Source organism: Paenibacillus praedii, assembly GCF_049725345.1.
In the GTDB taxonomy this organism is placed as follows: Bacteria; Bacillota; Bacilli; order Paenibacillales; family Paenibacillaceae; genus Pristimantibacillus.
This window is the reverse complement of record NZ_JBMWAM010000001.1, coordinates 38,958-59,594: the sequence shown is the minus strand read 5'-3', so window position 1 is coordinate 59,594 and position 20,637 is coordinate 38,958. Positions and strand designations below refer to the sequence as shown.

At 44.5% G+C, this 20,637-nt stretch carries 19 protein-coding genes and 1 pseudogene; 6 read left to right on the top strand and 14 right to left on the bottom strand.

The window, feature by feature from the left end; translation table 11 throughout:
- Positions 1 to 28: 28 nt before the first annotated feature.
- The 4 genes from ACO9K6_RS00290 (at position 29) to comA (ending at position 5,540) form a co-directional block, all read left to right on the top strand.
- Positions 29 to 715, top strand: a complete 687-nt coding sequence (locus ACO9K6_RS00290; RefSeq protein WP_424765532.1) for a response regulator — start codon at positions 29 to 31, stop codon at positions 713 to 715.
- A complete protein-coding gene (locus tag ACO9K6_RS00285) occupies positions 712 to 2,064 on the top strand; it encodes a sensor histidine kinase (RefSeq protein WP_424765531.1) in 1,353 nt (450 codons plus the stop codon). The genes ACO9K6_RS00290 and ACO9K6_RS00285 overlap by 4 nt, the downstream gene beginning before the upstream one ends.
- Before the next feature lie 1,119 nt (positions 2,065 to 3,183).
- Positions 3,184 to 4,479, top strand: a complete 1,296-nt coding sequence (locus ACO9K6_RS00280; RefSeq protein WP_424765530.1) for an MFS transporter — start codon at positions 3,184 to 3,186, stop codon at positions 4,477 to 4,479.
- A gap of 194 nt (positions 4,480 to 4,673) precedes the next feature.
- Positions 4,674 to 5,540 (top strand): phosphosulfolactate synthase, encoded by an 867-nt coding sequence (gene comA / locus ACO9K6_RS00275; RefSeq protein ID WP_424765529.1) that lies wholly within the window; start codon positions 4,674 to 4,676, stop codon positions 5,538 to 5,540.
- A 469-nt stretch (positions 5,541 to 6,009) separates the two neighbouring features.
- Here comA and ACO9K6_RS00270 read toward each other — a convergent pair whose 3' ends face one another.
- The 6 genes and pseudogenes from ACO9K6_RS00270 to ACO9K6_RS00245 all read right to left on the bottom strand — a co-directional run bounded on the left by ACO9K6_RS00270 (position 6,010) and on the right by ACO9K6_RS00245 (position 11,642).
- Complete coding sequence (locus ACO9K6_RS00270; RefSeq protein WP_424765528.1) at positions 6,010 to 6,726, bottom strand: SDR family oxidoreductase; 717 nt, start codon at positions 6,724 to 6,726, stop codon at positions 6,010 to 6,012.
- Positions 6,727 to 6,818: 92 nt separating this feature from the next.
- The gene (locus tag ACO9K6_RS00265; RefSeq protein ID WP_424765527.1) at positions 6,819 to 7,802 is read right to left on the bottom strand and encodes an aldo/keto reductase; all 984 of its coding nucleotides are present in this window, start codon (positions 7,800 to 7,802) and stop codon (positions 6,819 to 6,821) included.
- Between the two features lie 4 nt (positions 7,803 to 7,806).
- On the bottom strand, positions 7,807 to 8,715 hold the full coding sequence (locus ACO9K6_RS00260; protein ID WP_424765938.1) for an NAD(P)-dependent oxidoreductase: 909 nt from the start codon (positions 8,713 to 8,715) through the stop codon (positions 7,807 to 7,809).
- A gap of 57 nt (positions 8,716 to 8,772) precedes the next feature.
- Entirely contained in the window at positions 8,773 to 10,005 is a 1,233-nt protein-coding gene (locus ACO9K6_RS00255) for an aminopeptidase (RefSeq protein ID WP_424765526.1), read from the bottom strand.
- A gap of 208 nt (positions 10,006 to 10,213) precedes the next feature.
- A complete protein-coding gene (locus ACO9K6_RS00250; protein ID WP_424765525.1) occupies positions 10,214 to 10,384 on the bottom strand; it encodes a hypothetical protein in 171 nt (56 codons plus the stop codon).
- A gap of 83 nt (positions 10,385 to 10,467) precedes the next feature.
- A pseudogene (locus ACO9K6_RS00245) lies at positions 10,468 to 11,642 on the bottom strand (benzoate/H(+) symporter BenE family transporter).
- A gap of 284 nt (positions 11,643 to 11,926) precedes the next feature.
- Here ACO9K6_RS00245 and ACO9K6_RS00240 point away from each other — a divergent pair.
- Positions 11,927 to 12,067: a hypothetical protein gene (locus ACO9K6_RS00240; RefSeq protein ID WP_424765524.1), complete on the top strand. Its 141-nt coding sequence runs from the start codon at positions 11,927 to 11,929 to the stop codon at positions 12,065 to 12,067.
- A gap of 126 nt (positions 12,068 to 12,193) precedes the next feature.
- On the opposite strand, the gene ACO9K6_RS00235 is transcribed toward ACO9K6_RS00240, so the two are convergent.
- From ACO9K6_RS00235 to hisA, 4 genes are all read right to left on the bottom strand, one after another.
- Complete coding sequence (locus ACO9K6_RS00235; RefSeq protein ID WP_424765523.1) at positions 12,194 to 12,925, bottom strand: ZIP family metal transporter; 732 nt, start codon at positions 12,923 to 12,925, stop codon at positions 12,194 to 12,196.
- 255 nt (positions 12,926 to 13,180) lie between these two features.
- Complete coding sequence (locus ACO9K6_RS00230; protein WP_424765522.1) at positions 13,181 to 13,600, bottom strand: hypothetical protein; 420 nt, start codon at positions 13,598 to 13,600, stop codon at positions 13,181 to 13,183.
- On the bottom strand, positions 13,597 to 14,532 hold the full coding sequence (locus ACO9K6_RS00225) for an aminoglycoside phosphotransferase family protein (RefSeq protein ID WP_424765521.1): 936 nt from the start codon (positions 14,530 to 14,532) through the stop codon (positions 13,597 to 13,599). Before ACO9K6_RS00225 ends, ACO9K6_RS00230 begins: the two co-directional genes overlap by 4 nt.
- A 105-nt stretch (positions 14,533 to 14,637) precedes the next feature.
- The gene (hisA, locus tag ACO9K6_RS00220; protein WP_424765520.1) at positions 14,638 to 15,393 is read right to left on the bottom strand and encodes a phosphoribosylformimino-5-aminoimidazole carboxamide ribotide isomerase; all 756 of its coding nucleotides are present in this window, start codon (positions 15,391 to 15,393) and stop codon (positions 14,638 to 14,640) included.
- 329 nt (positions 15,394 to 15,722) lie between these two features.
- Between hisA and nagZ the strand changes: the two genes are divergently transcribed.
- The gene (gene nagZ / locus ACO9K6_RS00215; RefSeq protein ID WP_424765519.1) at positions 15,723 to 16,952 is read left to right on the top strand and encodes a beta-N-acetylhexosaminidase; all 1,230 of its coding nucleotides are present in this window, start codon (positions 15,723 to 15,725) and stop codon (positions 16,950 to 16,952) included.
- A gap of 139 nt (positions 16,953 to 17,091) precedes the next feature.
- On the opposite strand, the gene fabI is transcribed toward nagZ, so the two are convergent.
- The 4 genes from fabI to pucL all read right to left on the bottom strand — a co-directional run bounded on the left by fabI (position 17,092) and on the right by pucL (position 20,594).
- A complete protein-coding gene (gene fabI / locus ACO9K6_RS00210) occupies positions 17,092 to 17,868 on the bottom strand; it encodes an enoyl-ACP reductase FabI (RefSeq protein WP_424765518.1) in 777 nt (258 codons plus the stop codon).
- Between the two features lie 236 nt (positions 17,869 to 18,104).
- Positions 18,105 to 19,166 carry an adenosine deaminase gene (gene add, locus ACO9K6_RS00205; protein WP_424765517.1) on the bottom strand — a complete coding sequence of 354 codons (1,062 nt, stop codon included), beginning with the start codon at positions 19,164 to 19,166 and terminating at the stop codon, positions 18,105 to 18,107.
- Positions 19,167 to 19,260: 94 nt separating this feature from the next.
- The gene (uraH, locus tag ACO9K6_RS00200) at positions 19,261 to 19,641 is read right to left on the bottom strand and encodes a hydroxyisourate hydrolase (protein WP_424765516.1); all 381 of its coding nucleotides are present in this window, start codon (positions 19,639 to 19,641) and stop codon (positions 19,261 to 19,263) included.
- On the bottom strand, positions 19,638 to 20,594 hold the full coding sequence (gene pucL, locus ACO9K6_RS00195; RefSeq protein ID WP_424765515.1) for a factor-independent urate hydroxylase: 957 nt from the start codon (positions 20,592 to 20,594) through the stop codon (positions 19,638 to 19,640). Before pucL ends, uraH begins: the two co-directional genes overlap by 4 nt.
- Between the last annotated feature and the right edge of the window lie 43 nt (positions 20,595 to 20,637).

The window sequence follows — 20,637 nt, the reverse complement described above, 5'->3', positions numbered from 1 at the left end:
CGATGATGAAGGAAGGAGGTATTAGCAGATGCAAGGAAAGATACTCGTGATTGAGGATGAACAGAAAATCTCGAGGCTGCTTCAATTAGAATTGACGTACGAAGGCTACCTCGTCGAAATAGCTGATAACGGTGAGGATGGACTTGATAAAGCGATTCAATCAGAGTGGGATGTTATTATTCTGGACATTATGCTGCCGCAAATGTCCGGCATTGAAGTGCTGCGAAGATTTAGAAAAACAAGCAGGCAGACACCTGTTATTATGTTGACCGCGCGCAATTCCATTCCTGATAAGGTTGGCGGGCTCGACCAAGGGGCCAATGACTATATCACGAAACCTTTCGCAATCGAAGAACTTATGGCGAGAATTAGAGCTTGCATGCGCCTGCGTGATGAGGAGCCAGAAGAGGAAGTCGTACAGATCGAGGACTTGGTCATCGATACGATTACAAGAGAAATCACTCGCGGCGGCGAAAGAATTGAACTCACTCCCAAAGAATACAATCTGCTTTTATACCTGTTGGAGAATAGGAACTCAGTGCTGGAGCGAGAACAAATTATCAATCGCGTATGGGGGTATGACTTTTTGGGGGACACCAATATCGTAGATGTTTATATTCGGTATCTGCGAAAAAAAATAGATTCCAACCATAGCCATAAACTAATCCATACCATCAGAGGAGTCGGGTATAGCCTGAAAGGACAACTCCAATGAAGATCAGGACAAAAATCGCACTGCTGACATCGACATGCCTCATCGTTATTATGATTTGTTCTGATTTTGCCATCTACTATCTTTTCATTAAGACAGCGACCGAGAACGAAATTGAAGCGCTGCAAACAAAAGCCTCGCAATGGATGACAGAATGGGATACAAATTCTCTTATGCAACCAGGATTAGCTACTGTGACGAACAACTTAAAGCCTCCTGAAGATGTCATTGTGCGAATTCTCGATGTAAACTCCAAAGTGATGCACATCATTTATGGTAACGAATCATTTGAGCTGCCTCCCCCACGATTTCAGGCATTTTCTCGTTCTGAAATCACTGAAGGAGGCGAGCAAAACCTTATTGCGATTAAAGTGCCCCTAACGAACGGGAATAAGATTGTTGGTTCCCTGGAAGTATTCGAGAAAATGGACGCGTTGGATGTAAGTAAGAATAGGCTCTTTGCGATACTTTTCGTTTCGACGGGTGGAGCTGTGCTGCTTAGTTTCTTATGCGGACTATTCTTATCTAAAGCAATTATGAAGCCGATTTCAGACAGCATCCGAACCATGCAAGACATTGAGCAAAGCTTGGTCATCAAGAAAATTCCGATTAACAGTCGCTCCAAAGATGAATTGTTTCACATGACTGAGACGTTTAATCGGATGATGAGAAGGTTAGAGGACAACTATGTAAAGCAAGAACAGTTCGTCTCGGATGCTTCTCACGAACTGAATACAACGCTCACGATCGTGGAAGGATATGCGAAAATGCTCATGCGATGGGGGATCACAGACGAAAAGGTACAACGGGAAGCTGTTGCTACGATTTATGAAGAATCTAAAAGGATGCGAATCATGACGAAGCAGATGCTTGACCTTGCTTCTTTGCAACAACATAATCATACGGATTTGCAATCTTTCGACCTCTTGGCAAGCTGTAAGCAGGCAGCAAAGTTGGCTAAGAAGCTTCAACCGCGCAGCATCGACATTAAGACAAGCGGTCAACCTCGTTTGGTGGTGGCCAGCCCCAATCAAATAAAGCAGGTCTTATTAATTTTGTTGGATAACGCGCTTAAGTACAGCGACGATAACGTCGTTCTACATGTGTTGTTTTTAGATACAGGTATCGAAATCCGCGTTCAGGATTTCGGAATCGGCATTCCGGAAGAACATCGAGAACTTGTGTTCGATCGGTTCCATCGCATTGATCAATCTCGGCACCGAAAAACAGGAGGAGCAGGACTTGGATTGCCTATCGCTAGGTCCATTATTCATGAAATCGGAGGGACCATATCGATTGAGAGCGAAGTGAACAAAGGTACGCAATTCGTGGTCTGGCTGCCGCGTGCTTAAGATGAAAAAGCAGAGCTGCATCCAGCTCTGCTTTTCGAATTATACCGTATATGTTAGTTGTTTTTATTCTTATTGTGACAGTTAGAGGGATTGATTTGCTTATGCATTCGAGATTATATACTAAACGCGCTTTCGGAATTTACGACTTATTAAGTCGTACTTGGAAGCCGTACAGTGGGAAAATGCCAGTATCATTATTCAAGGAAAACAGTGAAATTATCCAGTATAAACGATCTTAAGCGGTAGATGAAGTTCCAATAATGTATGTTTGACAACAGTCGAGGGTCTAGATGCGGAGTATATAAAAGTAATTAGCGGTAAGATCGATAGACGGAAACCTTTTTTTGTATGAAACCTTTCACATTCAGGGTTCAGTTTCAGAAAGGGCTTGAACCGAGATCCTTAAGACATATAATTGACTGTATATTGTGAGCAGTGCCGCGACTATATAGAATACTCTGAAAAGAAAGCAATTAGTGTAAAAATAAAGGGTATGTTTGTGTCATTAGAAAAAAAACTAATACCAGTATGGAAAAAAGCCGCTTTAGAAACATATGTACAAAATACGGGTTTTGTGAAAAAGTAATGCAATAAATGAAAGATGCATAAGCTATTCGCATGCATTTCAATTTGTTCAATGAATCAATTATTATTTGCTAGCTGAATAGCTCATCTTCTTAATTGCAACTTAAATGAAATTGATTATACTAATTCGATTATTAATCAAACTCCGTTAATGCGCCAGCCAGTCATTTATTAATTATATTCATTGGAATCAACGAATATATTCCGATTCATTATTTCGTGCAGCAGAAAAGAAAACATTCAACCTCTTCTATGGAATAAAAGCAACTCAAGAAACTTGAAATAAATGATGAAACTACCGAATGATCACCGATAGTTTTTTTGATGGATTCAGATATAGGTTTTACACCCCTCTCTACTATAACAAAATCATCTTTACCCTTTCATTCAAAACCAATTTCAAACTTGATAAAGAAATGAATACAATCTCGCTTGTTTGAAAATAATGAGGTGAATCACGTAATACTGCACAAAAATTTGCTTCTAGTCACATGGCTTACATTAAGGCACATTCCGGTTACAGGAGCGATTAATTTGGAAAAGACCAAATCACGGAAATTAAACATTACGTTTGAGAGCGAAATTAACCTATTGGAATCAAATGAATTAAAAAAGACGAAATCCAAACAGGATAACGGTTCAAAAGGACGTATTTGGGAGTTTATTGCTATAGCCACCATTCCAATGGTGCTCGTATTTGGCAACTCCATGCTGGTGCCGATCCTCCCAGTCATGCAGAAAGAGCTTGGCATCAGTAAATTCCAAAGCAGCTTGATTATTACGATTTTCTCTTTAGCCGCCGGAGTTTTCATCCCGATAATTGGTTATTTATCGGACCGCTTCGGCCGAAAAATCATTATCATCCCCGCATTGATTATTTATGGAGGCGGCGGGATTTTGGCTGGGTTTGGCGCTCTCTGGAGCTCCTATGGCATCATTATTACGGCTAGAGCTATTCAAGGACTTGCTGCCGCAGGAACTGCACCGATTGCCATGGCACTTGTAGGTGATTTATACGAGGGCGGCACAGAAAGCAAGGCACTTGGTTTGACCGAGGCTTCTAATGGTGCGGGTAAAGTTCTTAGTCCAATCATCGGTTCCTTACTTGCTTTAATCGTATGGTACGCCTCTTTTTTCGCTTTTCCAGTCTTTTGCGTCTTGTCGCTGCTAGCTGTGCTTTTTTTTATTAAAGAACCAAAAAATAACCAAAAGCAAAAATTAAAGGCGTATATCCAAAATATCGGCGAGCTACTTAAGGAAAAAGGCAGTTGGCTAATTACTTCCTTTTTTGCAGGTTCATTAGGTCTTTTTATATTGTTCGGCGTGCTTTTTTATTTGTCCAATATACTTGAAGAGGCTCCATACAACATCGACGGAGTCAAAAAATCCTTAATATTAGCTATCCCTCTGCTTGGTATGGTGATCACATCTTATACTACAGGAAGTCTGATCAAAAAGAATGGTGTGTTGATTCAATGGCTCATGAATATCGGCTTGATTGCCATGACCATTTCTCTTGCCTCTACGATTTTCTTTTTAAAAAATATTTATGTATTTATCGGATTGTTAACGATTAGCAGCATCGGCACTGGTCTGCTTCTTCCGTGTCTGAATACGATAATCATCGGCGCTGTTCAAAAAAGTGAACGCGGCATGATTACTTCTCTTTACAATAGCTTGCGATTTTTAGGAGTAGCGGTCGGACCCCCATTATTCGGTTGGATGATGGATAAATCGGACCGTGTTGTTTTTATCACTGTATCTGCACTGTCATTGCTTACGCTGGTTTTTGTTTTCTTCTTGATCAAACCCCCTCGTCAGATCAACTAATATGTGTCGAACATAGACGTACTGCATGAGGATCTGACCCTCCACTCTATGCAAAAAGATCGATCTCTCTATCCGATCATAACAAGGGTAACGTAAATCGTTCATGGGTTAGGCACACGCCCTAAACGGTCCGCATATGATGCTCTTGTCATACTAAGACGTGAGATGATCTACAAGAAGTGAGGAGATTCCAGATGAAACGTTTCCCTTATGCTGTTTGGCCCTCTGAGCTGCATGATCCTAGCGGTCAGCGTAGTGCCGCTCAATATGAAGCCAGTAAAGGCAGCTCAGATCCAGTCGCAGGACGCGGTCGTACGATGGTTATTGATAAAGGCCTTGGCAAGAACGCATTTATGGATTTAATTGAAACAGCCGGAGATTATATCGATTGTGTAAAGTTCGGATTCGGAACTGCCACTCTCTACAAACCTGAGCTGCTGCTCTACAAAATCATGCTCGCCAAACGTTACAACATCATGGTCATGCCAGGCGGTACATTGCTGGAGACGGCCGTACAGCAGGATGTGGTCCCGGCATTTTTCGATACGATAAGCTCTTTCGGATTTACTGGTATTGAGGTGTCTGATGGTACAGTTGAGCTTTCTCGCAAAAAAAGAACAGAGCTAATCCAAGAAGGCACAAAGCGTGGTCTTCGAGTCGTTACTGAATTTGGTAAAAAGTTGTCTGGATCGCTCGTGGACGCCTCACTGCTCGCTGTAACAGCCGAGGCGGATTGGGAAGCAGGCGCTGAGCTTGTAACGGTAGAAGCGCGTGAGTCTGGCATTGGCGTCGGAATTTTCGATGAAAATGGTGATTGCCGAGAAGATGTCTTGGATTCCGTCTTGAAATTTGTCCCGGAGTCAAAACGTTTGATGTGGGAAACGCCGCTTAAGCATCAGCAGGTGCTGCTTATCCAAAAATTCGGTTCTGACGTGCATTTGGGGAATATTCCTCCAAGCGACGTGCTCGCACTTGAGACGATGCGACGCGGACTTCGTTCAGATACATTTGAATTCGGGAAACGTGAAAAACAAATTAAGGAACATTATTACATGATTTAATTGTTCGCTAAACCATAGCCGGCTGCATCTAGCCTTTTCGAAGCCATAATGGTTACATAACGCCATTTAATACTAACCATAATCATTATGTTGCATCCGGTTTAGGTTCATTACTCAAGATAGAACCGATATAAATGATTAAGACCCGAAAGACACGCACTTTCTTTAAAAAGTGTCTGTCTTCCGGGTCACTGTCATGAACTATGGCCCCGTCCTATTTTGTCCTTACGGATTCTCCGCTTTGAACGCAGCGCGCTTCTCATCCGCTGCCATTTGTGCAAATCGATACTAAATCGATTACTAATGTACCATAGCTTGTACAAACTGCAATAAGCCAAGGAGGAATATACCACTCTTCTGTTTTAGATATGTGTGTCCACAACAAAAAAAAGGCCATGAACTCTACTTAAATAGAAATTCATGGCCATATTAAAGTTCTCAATCATAAGGTTAATTCTTGCTGTTACGATTAGGACAAAAGTGCTCCGCCCTCGATCAGAATAACGGTGCCGGTAGTGAATCCATTCTTAGCAAGATAAACATAGGATTCGGCAATGTCTTCCGGCTGTGCGATTCGTCCTACCGGCAATTGCTCCGCGATGGCGCTGAACATGGCATTACGATGTTCTTCCGGCATGCCTGCATAAACTGGCGTGTCTACGATTCCTGGGGAGACCACATTGACTCGAATCGGGGCAAGATCGACGGTCAACCCCCGCATCAAACCCTCTAGTGCGGAGTTGATCGCAGCCAGCGTGGATGCACCTTTGGGTGGCCGTTTGCCATATACGCCCGAAGTAAGGGTGATGGAGCTTTCTTTATTCAGATAAGGGATCGCTGCTTTAACAGTGTTATACTGTCCCCAGAACTTACTGTCAAATGCGGATTGCGCTTGTTCAATCGGCAATTCGAGGAAATCGCCCATCGCGCCTTCGCCCGCCGTGATTACTAAATGGTCAAATTTGCCTACCTGTTTGAAAAATTCCGCAGCTTTCTCTTCGCTTCGAAAATCCAACTCGTATGCTTCGACATTCCCACCAAGCGTTTGCTTTGCAGCCGAAAGCTTGGCTGCGGAGCGGCTGGCGATGATCACCTGTGCTGATTCATTTAGAAATGCATTGGCAGTCGAAAATCCAATGCCTGAAGTGCCTCCTACGACAACGATGCGTTTCCCTTTTAATGACATTCCGAGAGCCCCCTTAAGCAAATTTTGTGGATATGCCTATTATAATTAACTTGCTTACAAAAATAAAGTGCTGGTGTTTTTTTGTGATTTCGTTAATTCATTCCGCCGAGAACGGGGTGTGCCACGTAGGGCTCTTCCAGTCTTGCGATTTCCTCAGTTGTTAGCTTAATGGACAATGCAGCCACCGCATCATTCAAATGATGCGGCTTGGTAGCACCGATTATTGGCGCTGTCACGGGTTGTTTCTGTAAAACCCAGGCCAATGCCACCTGAGCCCGTGGAACCCCCCTCTCCGCTGCGACTTCTGCCACCCGCTGGACCACTTTACGATCGGCGTCAGCGGTAGCTGAATAAAGCGTTTTGCCAAATTCGTCTGTTTTTGACCGTTCGCTGGTCTCGTCCCAATCGCGTGTCAGCCGTCCACGGGCAAGCGGACTCCAAGGGATTACGCCGATTTTTTCCGCCTGGCATAACGGCAGCATCTCGCGTTCTTCTTCACGATACAGCAAATTCAAGTAGTTCTGCATGGTGACGAACCGCGTCCATCCATTCCGTTCTGCAGTTTGGAGTGCTTTGAGGAACTGCCAAGCATACATGGACGAGGCACCTATGTAAAGCGCTTTGCCCGCTTTTACCACGTCATGAAGAGCCTCCATCGTTTCTTCAATTGGCGTGTTTGGATCCCAGCGGTGAATCTGATAGAGATCAACATAATCGGTACCGAGACGACGGAGGCTTTCATCGATTTCATACATGATCGCTTTGCGAGAAAGCCCTGCACCATTAGGACCTGTCCGCATGCGGCCATGCACCTTAGTCGCAATTACGACTTCGTCTCGCTTAGCGAACTCCTTTAACGCCCTGCCGACAATTTCTTCGCTTGAGCCGTCTGAGTAAACGTTAGCTGTATCGAAGAAGTTGATGCCGAGCTCGAGCGCATTTTTGATGAACGGTCGACTCTGTTCTTCGTTTAGAGTCCAAAGATGCGCACCCTGCTCCGGATTGCCGTAGCTCATGCAGCCGAGACAAAGGCGGGATACATCCATGCCTGTATGACCTAGTTTTACATAATCCATTCGTTCAGCCCTCCTCTTTCTTTCCTAAACCGGCCATCTCTTTCAATTGCAGGTACACGGAGGATAAATCAAGATCTCCTCTACCGTTCGCGTTTGCGGCCAGATAAGTGTTAAGTACGGTAGAAACAACAGGCAGCGGTACATTATGACTGATCGCCTCATCCGCCGCAAGCTTCAAATCCTTAGCCATCAGCTTCAAAGCAAATGCAGGCGGAAACTCTTCCTGCAGCAGCATCTCCTTCTTCGCTTGAAAGAGGGGTGAATTTAAAGCGGACTCGGAAATCAATTGGGCAACTTGATCCTTGTTTAGTCCCAAACCTGCTGCCATCACAAGCGCTTCCGAAATACCCTGCATTATCATAGCGAGAAGCGAGTTGATAACGAGCTTGGCGGAACTGCCGTTGCCGACATCCCCGAAATGGATGGACGATTTGCCCAGTACATCGAAAATTGGACGGCACTGCTCCAAAACATCGGTTTCTCCGCCAACAAGAATGATCAACTGTCCGTCTTGGGCAGGTTTGACTGAGCCCGAAACGGGCGCGTCCAAGAAGCTTCCTCCGCGCGCGCGTACCATTTCCGCAAATTTTCGCGAATCGTCTGGACCGATCGTGCTCATATTGATGACAGTCCTGCCTTGCAGATCCGAGTCAAGGATGCCATCGGGCATGATTAATAGCTGCTTAAGGGCAGAAGCATCGGAGACCATGATGACGATAATATCCGAACGATCACTAACCTCTCGCGGTGATTGGGCCCATTGTGCACCTGACTGCAGCAATGTCTCAGCTTTTTCCCTGGAACGATTATATACGTGAACTTGATATCCCGCTTGAAGTAAATTTCCCGCCATAGGTTTGCCCATAGCGCCCAAACCGATCCAACCCACCGTATGCATGGAAGTACCCTCCAATTTATGAAAGCTATTTTTCAATATGGCAGAAGCACAAAAACAGTTAGGGAAAATAAGCTAGATTGCCCAATTACCGTCGCGGAAGATTGGCTCGCGAGTGCCATCCTGCGTCACACCGTCAATATTCATATCGGATGATCCGATCATAAAGTCTTCATGAGTAAGGCTTCTGTTCGCTCCATGAGCGAGAAGCTCTTCTGGTGACATTTTGGTCCCGCCATTGAGATTAACCGGATACGCCTGACCAAGCGCCAGATGGCATGAGGCATTTTCATCGTATAACGTATTTAAAAAAATCACATTGGAGTTCGAGATGGGAGAGTCGTTAGGCACTAAAGCGATTTCTCCCAAATGTCTAGCCCCTTGGTCCGTGTTCAACAAATGAGACAGCGCCTCATAGCCTTGCTCGGCCGAGTAATCAATGACCTTCCCTTCCTTGAAGGTCAAGGTGAAGCCGCTAATCACCTGGCCGTTATAATTTAACGGCTTCGTGCTGCGAACGACTCCGTTGACTCCATCCTTATGAGGCATCGTGAATACCTCTTCGGTTGGCATATTCGGGTTGAAGTAAATCCCCTTGGCGTTCGCTTTGGAACCACCAAGCCAAATATGACCTTCCGGAAGCTCAACGGTCAAGCTCGTGCCTGGCGCTTCATATTGAAGCTGTTTATAGCGTTTTTTATTAAGCAGCTCAACCATATGGAGAAGCTTCGCATTATGGTCCTTCCATGCTTGAATCGGATCTTCCAATCCGATGCGGGTAGCATCAATAATCCGCTCCCACAACTTCTGAACGGCTTCTTCTGTCGTCATGTCCGGAAATACTTTAGCTGCCCATTCAGGTGTCGCATAAGAAATGAGAGTCCACGCATTTGTGTGTTTCATTAGTGAACCGCGATAGCTGCTAAGCGCAGTGGAAGCTGTCTTAGAGGCTGTTGCAACCCGATTCGGATCGACATCATTAAGCAAATCGGGGTTTGGGGAGTAAATTTGAATAAAAGCTGCACCCATCTCCACATATTCTTCCCAAGCCTTGGCGCGCCACATCGGATATTCCGAGAAAGCTTCCTCCGGCGCTTGCTTAAACTTTATGCGTGACAACTCCTCGTCGTTATATTCCACATACACGTTTTTCGCTCCGGCGGCATAAGCCTTCGATGCAATAAGGCGGACTAATGGAGCGGATGATATCGGCGCCATGACCACAACGGTCTGCCCTTGCTGCACATTTACGCCAATCTTAACCGCCAGCGTCGCATAATTTTCTAATTGCTCTTGTGTAGGATACATATATGTAGATCAACCTCCATAAACAAAATGAAATATTAACGAAACGATCACTCTTCTCCATTATAAAGCTCTCACCTGAATTGCTCAAATAAGCTTAAAGGGTGATTAGATCGTGACAGGGATGGAGTAGCATGTGAAAACTAAATAAGCTGACAGAAGCCCACAAACCATAAAGGTCGTGGGCTTCTGTTTAGATTAGTCATTCTATTCATGATGTTTTTTTAAACCATTGCATACCAATTGAAATAAAGACAAAAACTACTCCTAATAAACCTAAATACTTGTAGTAATCAGGATTTTCATTGTCTATAAGACCACCTATACCAAAAATTACTGCCAATGGAATACCAATAGCGAGAAACAACCTCGATAGTCTCACATACAGACCTCCTATCCAAAAATGACGTTATATGATCCTTCCTTATTATTAAGATTAACTGTTCATATTGTTATTTCTGTTCGTTATTTTTCTTCGACTTTTTTCTCCTCGCCAAACCACTTCATCGTAATCATGCCGATCACCAAACACCACACAGGGGCCGTGACGCCCAAAAATGAAATATTCGATACTGCAATCGCAAACACAAACGCAGTGGAATACCGGTAATTCGTCAACGAGAATGCGGAATGCATGCTGTGTATGAATATACCCATAAGTGAAAAGCCTGTAAGGATAAAAATAAATGAAAGCGGCAGTACTTGGATGAAGGCAATTACCTTCCATGCAAACAAACCAAATAACGCGACAAGGACACCCGATACGACGGCTGCCAAGTATCTTTTCTCCTTAGGTCCTGCCTCCTCGCTGCTGCAAAGCATGCTCATCATTCCGCCAATGTTTATCGCATGTCCGCCTAACCAGCCGACGAGTGTGGTCGCTATACCGTTAATCGTTAATGTTTTGGCTGCAGATGGATTATATCCATTTTTCCTTAAAGCTGCCAGGGCAATAAACAGATCATTGCTCAATACAAGCAGGGCAAGCGGTAAAGCGAGCGAAATAAAACTATTGAATGAGAATACAGGAGTAATCATTTGAGGCCAGTTGAATGGGATGCTTTCCATGCTTGGAAAGTCGTAGCTCATCCAAAGTGCAAGCAATCCCATGCATACAACGCCTAATACAGGCGGACATCCCTTAAATAGCTTCGGAAATAATAAAAATCCAAGCAGAGCCATTATGCCGATAACGGGACTATCCTTGAAGGCCGGGACAATTTTTACGATATGGCCCAAAATCAGTCCTGCAAGCATGGCATCCATTAACGGTTTTGGCAGCACAGCAAGGAGCCTGTCTCCCAAGCCTGACAACCAAAAACAGTAATAATAATCCCTGACATAATGGCTGCTCCAGCTAACTCTTCTATCGAAAAATGTGCAACCGATGTGCTCAGAAAAGCAACCGCCGTTATAGAATGAGCCCCGCCAAATGGGATCTTATAATAAATCGATAGAAGCAGATTTAAAATGCCGCCAAAAAAATAAACAGCAAACAACCAGGAAACAAGCTCAAGATTAGTAAAGCCCGCTTTCTCAGCGCTGCTCACTATTAAAACCGCACCGCCTGTACAGGCAAGCAAAGCGGATAAAAAACCCGTCAAAATATGCTGATAAGTAAATGTTAGATTGCGCTTCATTTCTTAATCCTTCCTAAAATAGATGTGCCTTCTTGATGAATATCGGCTGGATATAAAATGTTAGTCTAATCTACTCCCGATTATTTGTAAACATCCGTAAACCATCCAAACAGAAGAGACCCGTGCTTAAATGCATGGGTCTCTCACTGCTATAAGCGGTATCTACATAAGAAATTATACTTCGGAAACACGATAAAGCATTAGTCCTCCACAGAAAAAAAGGCATATCGGGGGTATGAAAATAACTATCAAAGCTCAACCTAGAATCGTTGGAGGTGATGACTATGTCAGGAAGAAACAATAAGCCAGATAATGATGGCCCAGCATCAAATCCTTCACGATTAGATCAATTCGGCGACAAGCTTGCAGAGAATACGGAGCCAGCCCCGAATAAATCCAGCAAAAACAACGGTAAAAACTGTTAAGACAAAGCAAAAGGCAGTCCTTCTCAGGACTGCCTTTTCTTATTGCAAATAAATGGCTGTTACATCGCGCCCTCGCCGTGGCGGATACTAGCAGGAATTTTCTCCGGACCTCCATTCCATTCGTGACTAACCAAAGAAATGACTGATATATATCATAAGCAGCAGTCCGACAATAAAAGAATAGGTAGCCGATCGTTCATACCCATGGCCGTGCGTCTCAGGTACAAGCTCCTTATATACGATGAACAGCATAGCGCCTGAGGCAAAAGCAAGTCCATAACCAATTAACCATTCAATATAGCTTGCTGTAAAATAGCCCACGATCGCAGACAAGACCTCCATCAAGCCCGTTAGTGTAACAATCAGCATCGTTTTCAGCTTGCTGACCTTCGAATGCAATAAGAAAACTGCTAATACTAAACCCTCCGGCATATTTTGCGCGCCAATAGCAATGGCAACCATTGGACCAAGACTGTCATTCGCACTGGCATAACTGAACCCTGTGCTTAGCCCTTCCGGGATATTATGGATGAATAACGCGAAGATAACAAGCAACGATTTCGATTCGAAGGAGCTTATGCCCCGCTTCTGCTCGATATCGATATGCGGTATATTTTTCTCCAACAAATCGAGCACAATGACTCCAATGATCAATCCGATTGTAAGCGGGATTATTCCGGATTGCTCAAGCGCTTGCGGCAGCAGTCCAAAGGTGGACGCAGACACCATAATACCAGCAGTGAATGCGATAAGGATGTCCTTCCATTTCTCGGATAAGTTTTTGACAAAAAGCAATGGTACTGCTCCGAGCACGGTAGCCATTGCCGATATGAAGCTTCCTATTAGCGCTTGCGTCATGTTGGTTCTCCTCATTAAAATGGATAATTGGTAATTTTAATCATTATGCGGCTTATTTGCTTCTCATGCAATAGATATATTTGTGTATCCAATTATGTTATGGATGAAGTCGGTCCTTCTGTATTATTGGTACACATCCCTAATAAATAAGTAGACAGCCTGCAAAGAGGCTGCCTACTTATTTTACTATGTTAGTTGATTTTAACCAATTGCCATTGCCGATTTGTTCCACCATTATCTGTATATTGTATACGCCTAGTCCTTCTGAGCTTCGATTGAACGCAGAATAGGCGCAAATAACTCCTCCCGCTCCCAAAGTACCTTAAAGCCCTTCAAAAAAACAAACATCATGCCCTCATCCAACGGCTCTTGAAGCCATAGTTCATCAACAAGGCCAAACTCGGCTTCCATTCCGTTAGCATATTCAATGCGCAACGAAGTAAATAAATGAAATTCTTCATGTGTCGCTTCCACAATCGAATCGAAAGAAAATTGCCGCAAAATAGCGTCCAATGTCTTCGTACGCTTGTATGATACAAGAATAAAGCTGAGATTGGCATCTTCTTCGTTCTCATCATCCGCGCAAGCACCTGCTAATGCAATACCTGCGATATGAGTTTGCCCGCCAGCCCATTTCACAAATGGATACAATAATTCGTAATGATCCGGTCTCATCGCTGCTGCTCCTTCACATACCACCTCGGAACGATTTGGTTAAAATAATCGTGGTCGTTCAGCACCCGTTCAAGCTTCTCTATCATAATTGGAAGCTCTTCGGACTTTACCTTCAAGATCCATACGATGGAAGAGATAATCGTCATTGCCAAATAGAGAGAATACAGCTTCCAAAATAATTCGTCAGGCTCATGCTCGCCATGATAACCTTTGATCTGGCCAGTCGCAAAGGGAATACTTACCTCCGAGCTAAACATACCCAGCTTCAAAAAATCATGCACCGGGTCTCCAAAATCAAGACGATTAAAATCAATAACGCCGGACAGCTTCTCATCCTGGACGATTAGATTGCCAACATGAAAATCGTCATGCTGGAACACGCTCGGCCGATCCTTCATAAGAGGCAGGTTCTGTTCAATGAAGGAAAGAAATTTCTCGTCGTGCTTTATGCGCACCTCTCCGTTCAAATACGCCTTCACATACTGCTTATGCTTGGCCAGCTTGCGGTCATACCACGATGCCATCTCAGCAGGCGCTTGCCACTTATGCATTTTGGCAAGCTCTTTGCCCGCTTCAACACCAATCGTATACTGAATGGCAGAGGAATAGTTCGGCAGCTCATCAGTTGCTTCAGCGCCTTCCATATATGTTAACAGCATATATCCAATGCCAGCTTGATCAATTGTACCGAACTCGAGCGGCCTTGAACAAATCACATCTAACTGCTTCATATGGATCAAAGCGTCAAATTCGATTTGCTTGCTTTCTAGCTCCGAGAGAGCAAAGCTTTTGAGCAAATATTTCTCGCCGTCCTTCTCTACGATAAACTTCTGATCGCTGGAATACCCTTTATAAATCTTTGTTAAACCGCTGCTTCCATGTAAAGATTTGATCTGCTGATGCAGATAATTTTGGAATTCTTGATCATTCATCCTGTCCACCTCGGTTTTCAGTAAAAGCATGATGCTCTCAAATGCACTATGAAGCAGCATGGAGAGTCTGCAGCCAAACCGAAAATAAGCTTGTTCCGTTATAGGCTAGGCTTGTTTCTTCCGGCTGTACGATACGACTTCCTCATAGGGAAGATTGCCACCGAATATATCAAGTGCGCTGCCAATGGTAATATCCAGCTTACCATTAGAAAGCTCATCGAACAGCTCCATATCTGCAATGGATCTTGCTCCACCGGCATAAGTCGCAGGAATCGTGACCCATTCGGTAAGCGCACGTACTAGGCTTTGCTGAATCCCGCTCTGCTTGCCTTCCACGTCGACGGCGTGAACAAGAAACTCATCACAGAATTGCTCTAAATAAGCGATGTTGCTTTGATTTACTTCAAAATCGCTGAACTGCTTCCATTGATTCGTAACGACAAACCATTTGCCGTCCTTTTGCTTGCAGCTTAGGTCAATTACGAGCTGGTCCTTGCCAACCTCGGATACGATTCTGGACAAGTTCTCTTCGTTAAGCTGCCCATCTTTAAATATATAGGAAGTGACGATAACATGAGAGGCCCCTTGCTCTAAATAGAAGGCAGCGTTATCCGCAGTAATGCCACCGCCGATCTGAAGCCCTCCTGGATATTGCTTCAGCGCATTAACCGCAGCCTCTTGATTGCCGCCGCCAAGCATGATGACATGTCCACCCGTTAAATCATCCCGTTTAAAACGTTCTGCATAATAGGCAGAATCATAACTGGATACAAAGTTTTCGATAATTTCTGTATTAAGCGTTTCTCCAACGATTTGTTTCACTTTCCCATCATGCAAATCGATACAAGGTCTGAACTTCAATCCGATTCCTCAATTCTGTATTTTTCTATGTACGAACATCCCTATAAAAAAAATAACCTATCCCGCATACATAAATCAACCGTTTTGCGAATTAATGTCCAAGAGATTTGCGTAAAAGATAAAGGCAGATTTTCAGCCCACGAATATCTACGTTGTACTTTATACAGTACATTAGTCGAATATCTGCGCCTACGATCGCTACGATGTATTTTGTGCAATAAATTAATACTATGATATCTTTGTATAGAGTGTTCCATTGCTGGCGATATTGGTGAAACAATTACTATCGAAGCAGGCTTGCTGCACAAACCTTTGAGGAGGAATTATTCATGCAGAAAACACTGACATTACTGCTCACTTTTTTGATGCTTGGCGCATTATTAATAAGCTGCGGAAAGGATGCTTCTTCAGGTAATATGCAACCATCTCCACAGCCTATCGAAGTACCCGAGCCCAATGACCCCATCAAAGATCGCATAGCGGAGATGTCTATTGATGAAAAAATTGGGCAAATGCTGCTTGTCGGTTTGGAAGGAACAACCGTGAACTCGGAAAGCCGAATGCTGATTGAAGATAAGCACATTGGCGGATTTATTTTATATAAGGATAATATGACTGATTCCTCTCAGATCGCAGCACTGCTAAATGAGCTAAAGGATGCCAATCGTGTTAATAAAGCTCCTTTATGGTTAAGCGTTGATCAAGAGGGCGGAAAAGTAAACCGATTGCCTGAACAATATGCCAAGCTTCCAACAGCGGAACAGATCGGACGCATGAATAATTCGGAATATTCTTTTCAAATCGGAGCAGTCATCGGTGAAGCCCTCCATTCTTTAGGCTTTAACATGAATTTTGCTCCTGTGCTCGATATTAACAGCAATCCCCTAAACCCTGTCATTGGGAACCGTGCGTTCGGAGACACCCCGCAAAGGGTCATTCAACATGGGATGGAAACGATGAAGGGACTTCAATCGAAGCAAGTCGCCGCTGTCGTCAAGCATTTTCCTGGACACGGGGATACATCAATTGATTCTCATCTGGATTTGCCGGTTGTGAAAAAAAGCATTAGCGAGCTGGAAAATTTCGAATTGCTTCCCTTCAAGGAAGCGATTAAGCAGCATACAGATGCGATTATGATTGCTCACTTGCTTATTCCTAAGCTGGATGAAAAGTATCCCGCATCCCTATCTAAGAAGATCATGACTGACCTGTTGCGGAATACCCTTCAATACGAGGGCGTTATTATAACCGATGATATGACTATGGGAGGAATTACTGAGCATTTTGATATCGGTGAAGCGGCCGTGAGATCCGTTCAAGCAGGAAGTGACATTTTGCTCATTGGACATGATTATGATCTGCAAATGACAGTGATCAAAGCTTTGAAGAAAAGCGTCGATGAAGGCGTTTTGACGGAGGATATGCTGAATAAAAGCGTATATCGGATTCTAAGGCTAAAAGAGAAATATAAGCTCCAGGACACACCCGTAAACCATGTTGATGTTCAAGCGGTTAACCGGCAAATCGAAGCAGCGCTTAAGCTCGCAAAATCGAAATGACTTCCTATTACTTTCATCGTAGTCTGAATGTCTAATCATTCCATAAAGAAAGCCCTTCATAATATAGTTTTTCTTTCCCGCGAAAGATATTACCTTATTATGAAGGGCGCGACTATATGTTTATGAGTTGTTTTGACGCCTATATGCCTAAAATATGATAGCCCGCATCGACATGAAGAACCTCGCCAGTGATCCCGCGGGATAAGCTGCTCAATAAAAACATCGTCGCATCGCCGACCTCTTCCTGGTCAATGTTGCGTCTAAGCGGAGCCTTCTCTTCGATTGTAGACATAATATCATTGAAGCCAGACACGCCCTTTGCCGCCAACGTACGGATGGGTCCTGCTGATACGGCATTCACTCGAATTCCGTATTTTCCTAAATCCTCTGCCAAGTACATGACGCTAGCTTCTAACGCCGCCTTCGCTACACCCATCACATTGTAGTTTTTCATAACACGCTCTGCGCCGATGTATGTTTGCGTTACGATGCTCCCGCCATCCTTCATCAATTTCTTCGCTTCACGAGCGACGGCCACCAAGGAGTAAGTGCTTGAGTTCTGCGCCAGCATATAACCTTCTCTTGTCGTGTCTAAATATTCACCCTGCAGCTCATTCTTCTCGGCAAAAGCGACGGAATGCACGACGCCATGAATCGTGCCGGATACGCGTTCAATTTCTTTGAATGCGTCAACTACACTATTGTCATCCAGCACATCACAGGATACCGTTTGCAGTGCTTCGATTTGATGCTGCGCGAGCAGCTTTTGCAGCTTGTCCAGCGATCTTTCCTTTCGGTAAGTGAAAATAAGCTTGGCGCCCTGATTGTGAAGCGACTTTGCCACTCCCCAAGCGATGCTTCGATCATTGGCTACGCCCATAATAACAATTTTTTTGTTTTCCATTAAATTAGACATGCTGCTCCTCCTAGTTGCTTACCTAAAGCTTTAACATCGGAATTGTATCCATATGCAGTTGAAAATGACGATCCCATCATAGGCAGCGTCGATTTTTGAAATCACTATCCTATACTAAACGAAAACCTCATCTATGTTCAACTATATCACTCTTCTAGTTGTCTCACGTAGGTAATGTAATCCGTATTGACAGGCACATGTCCTTCCAGCTTCATGTAAGAAGCAATTTGCCCGCGTTAATTTATTTGTATTCCTAAAGCATTAAATTCAGTCTCAAAGCGTTCTAGCAGCAAAGCTTTCTTCTCTTCCTCGACAAACGCCGATTTGACGCCATTCCAAATTACTTTCGATAGATCAGTCAATGTTAAGCCGCAGTGCTTCATTAGAAGCTTGTATTCTCTCAAAAGCGTGGTATCCGACACCGTCCGATTATCCGTATTCACAGTCACGATAATCCCTTCATCCAAGAATTGACGAATCGGATAAGCATCCCAGTCGGGTACAGCCTTTGTTTGAATATTGCTTAGGGGGCACATTTCCAGTGGAATTTGTCGCTCCTTTACAAGTGCCATAACCTCCGAGTCTTCAAGCATCCGAACCCCATGTCCAACGCGCAGCGCACCAAGCTCGGATATGGCCACGCGCACATTATCCGGTCCTGCGGCTTCCCCCGCATGAATCGTTATGGGCAAGCCAAGCCGCTTTGCTTCCTCGAACAAAGGACAAAACAGCTCTGCCGGAAAGGCTGCCTCATCCCCAGCCAAATCAACCGCCACAACCCCATTGCGATAAAATCGGGCAGCGGCTTCAAGCGTATCCTTATTCAACTCGAAAGGATGATTGCGCATGCAAATTATGATTGCTCTCGACAGAACACCAAACGTTCGTTCAGCCCGTTTCAAGCCTTCAACGACATGATGAATGACCTCATCATTGGATAATCCCTTCCTGCGATGCAGCTCAGGCGCAAAACGGACTTCCATATAAAGTACACGTTCCCCGGCTGCCTGTTCAACTAACTCATAAGCTACTCGTTCAAGCGCTGCTCCGTCTTGCAAATAAGGGAGCACAAAGCTGAATTTGCTTAAATATTGCTTCAGGCTGTCATTACTCTCGCTTACCCGCATATTGGATAAGAGCTCGGCATCCGAACGAATCGACAGAGGCCGCCCTTGTTCCAAAGCCAGCTCCTTCAATGTGCCAGGCTTCACGCTTCCGTCCAAATGCACATGCAAATCTACTTTTGGCAGCTTTTGTAATAACACATCAGCTGCCGAGTGTTCAGTTAACCAAGTCATCGCCAGAACCCCTTTCCTCATGAACTAATCCGAATGAATATGACCTTCCTTACATTCATGGGCTTTCCTTACTCTAAGTATACCTGTTGTCCTTCTAGCTTCCCCTATAGGTGCTGTAACCGCCAGGCGAAACCAGCAGCGGTACATGATAATGCGAGCTTTTGTCATGGATATGGAATTGAATAAGAATAACCTCAAATAAGCTTTGAGCGATAGCCGCTAAATGCGCCTCACGCCGATAATAATCTCCAGCCGCAAATATGAGCTTATAGGCTCCATTCTGCAAAGCTTCTCCCTCCAGAAGAGGTTGATCCACTCGCCCGTCTTGGTTCGTTATAAATGAACCAAGAAATACCGGTGTTTCCGCTACCGAATCAACACTCTCGCCCAAATACCAAAGCTCGACCGTCATCCCGGCACCGGGTTTTCCTCCCGCTATGTCGAGTACATGCGTCGTAATTCGGCCGCTCATCATTCGTCGTCTCCGTTATCAAGATCCTCTCTTGTCATCGTGAAGCCCTGAAAGCCATAAGGCGGACGAGGCTCTGTATAAACTCCTGCCGAAGAGGGATCTGCAGGCTCCACGATCGTCTCCCATGTCCGATTGTTCGATTCGAATCGTACCTGAGACAGCTGCGGAAATCTCTTCAGAATTCGTTGACCGACCCGATAAATAAGATACTGAATAGACGGCGTATTGGTGGAATGGAACACAGAATGTGCAATATCATGAATTTGCTCAGAGGCAACGTAGCGTCCACGCTTACTGTCGAACGAATCCTCTGCATCCGTATAAGTCCAGAAAATATCCAGAAAAATAAATAAAGGCCGGTCATAACTCTCCGGCAAGGTCGTATACTCGTCGCGGACAAAGCCATAAAAAGAGCTTCCGCTAACCTTAATAAGCTGAATATGCGACAACGCGTTTTCATGCACTTCAAGCTCCAAAGCATCAGCACCGCGGTTCCATTTCATAGCTGCGCTTGCATGCTCATTGCGCGATCGACGGAACACAAGCTCGCTGTTGCGCAGGCCGGTTTCTTCCGCGATGCTCACTGCAAGGAATGGCATACGGTCAGCGCTTACCTCGACCGCGTCAATATGCGGATACCTCTCCATGAACCGCTTGCTTATGAAGGAGAGCAATCCCTCCGTCGTACTTCCTTCGTATTGGGCGGTAAGACGCAAAATGAAATTTTTCATCGAGTCCGTCGCTACGACCTGCGTGTTGTCGCCCTTTGTGAATGAAGTAAGCAGAACCTCGCTGCTTACAGAAAATTTTATGTTATGGGCAAATATAATGTTCTTTTCGCCTGTGAAGGCAGATTCCGGAATCGGCTCCACGGAGAGCGGAGCTGCATAGGTCCGATAACTAAGTACGTCTCCTTTGCCATAATAAAGCGTTCGTCCACTGCGTAATTTCATCATGTCAATCTGTCCCTTCTCTATTCTGTTTGTCAATCGACCTCAC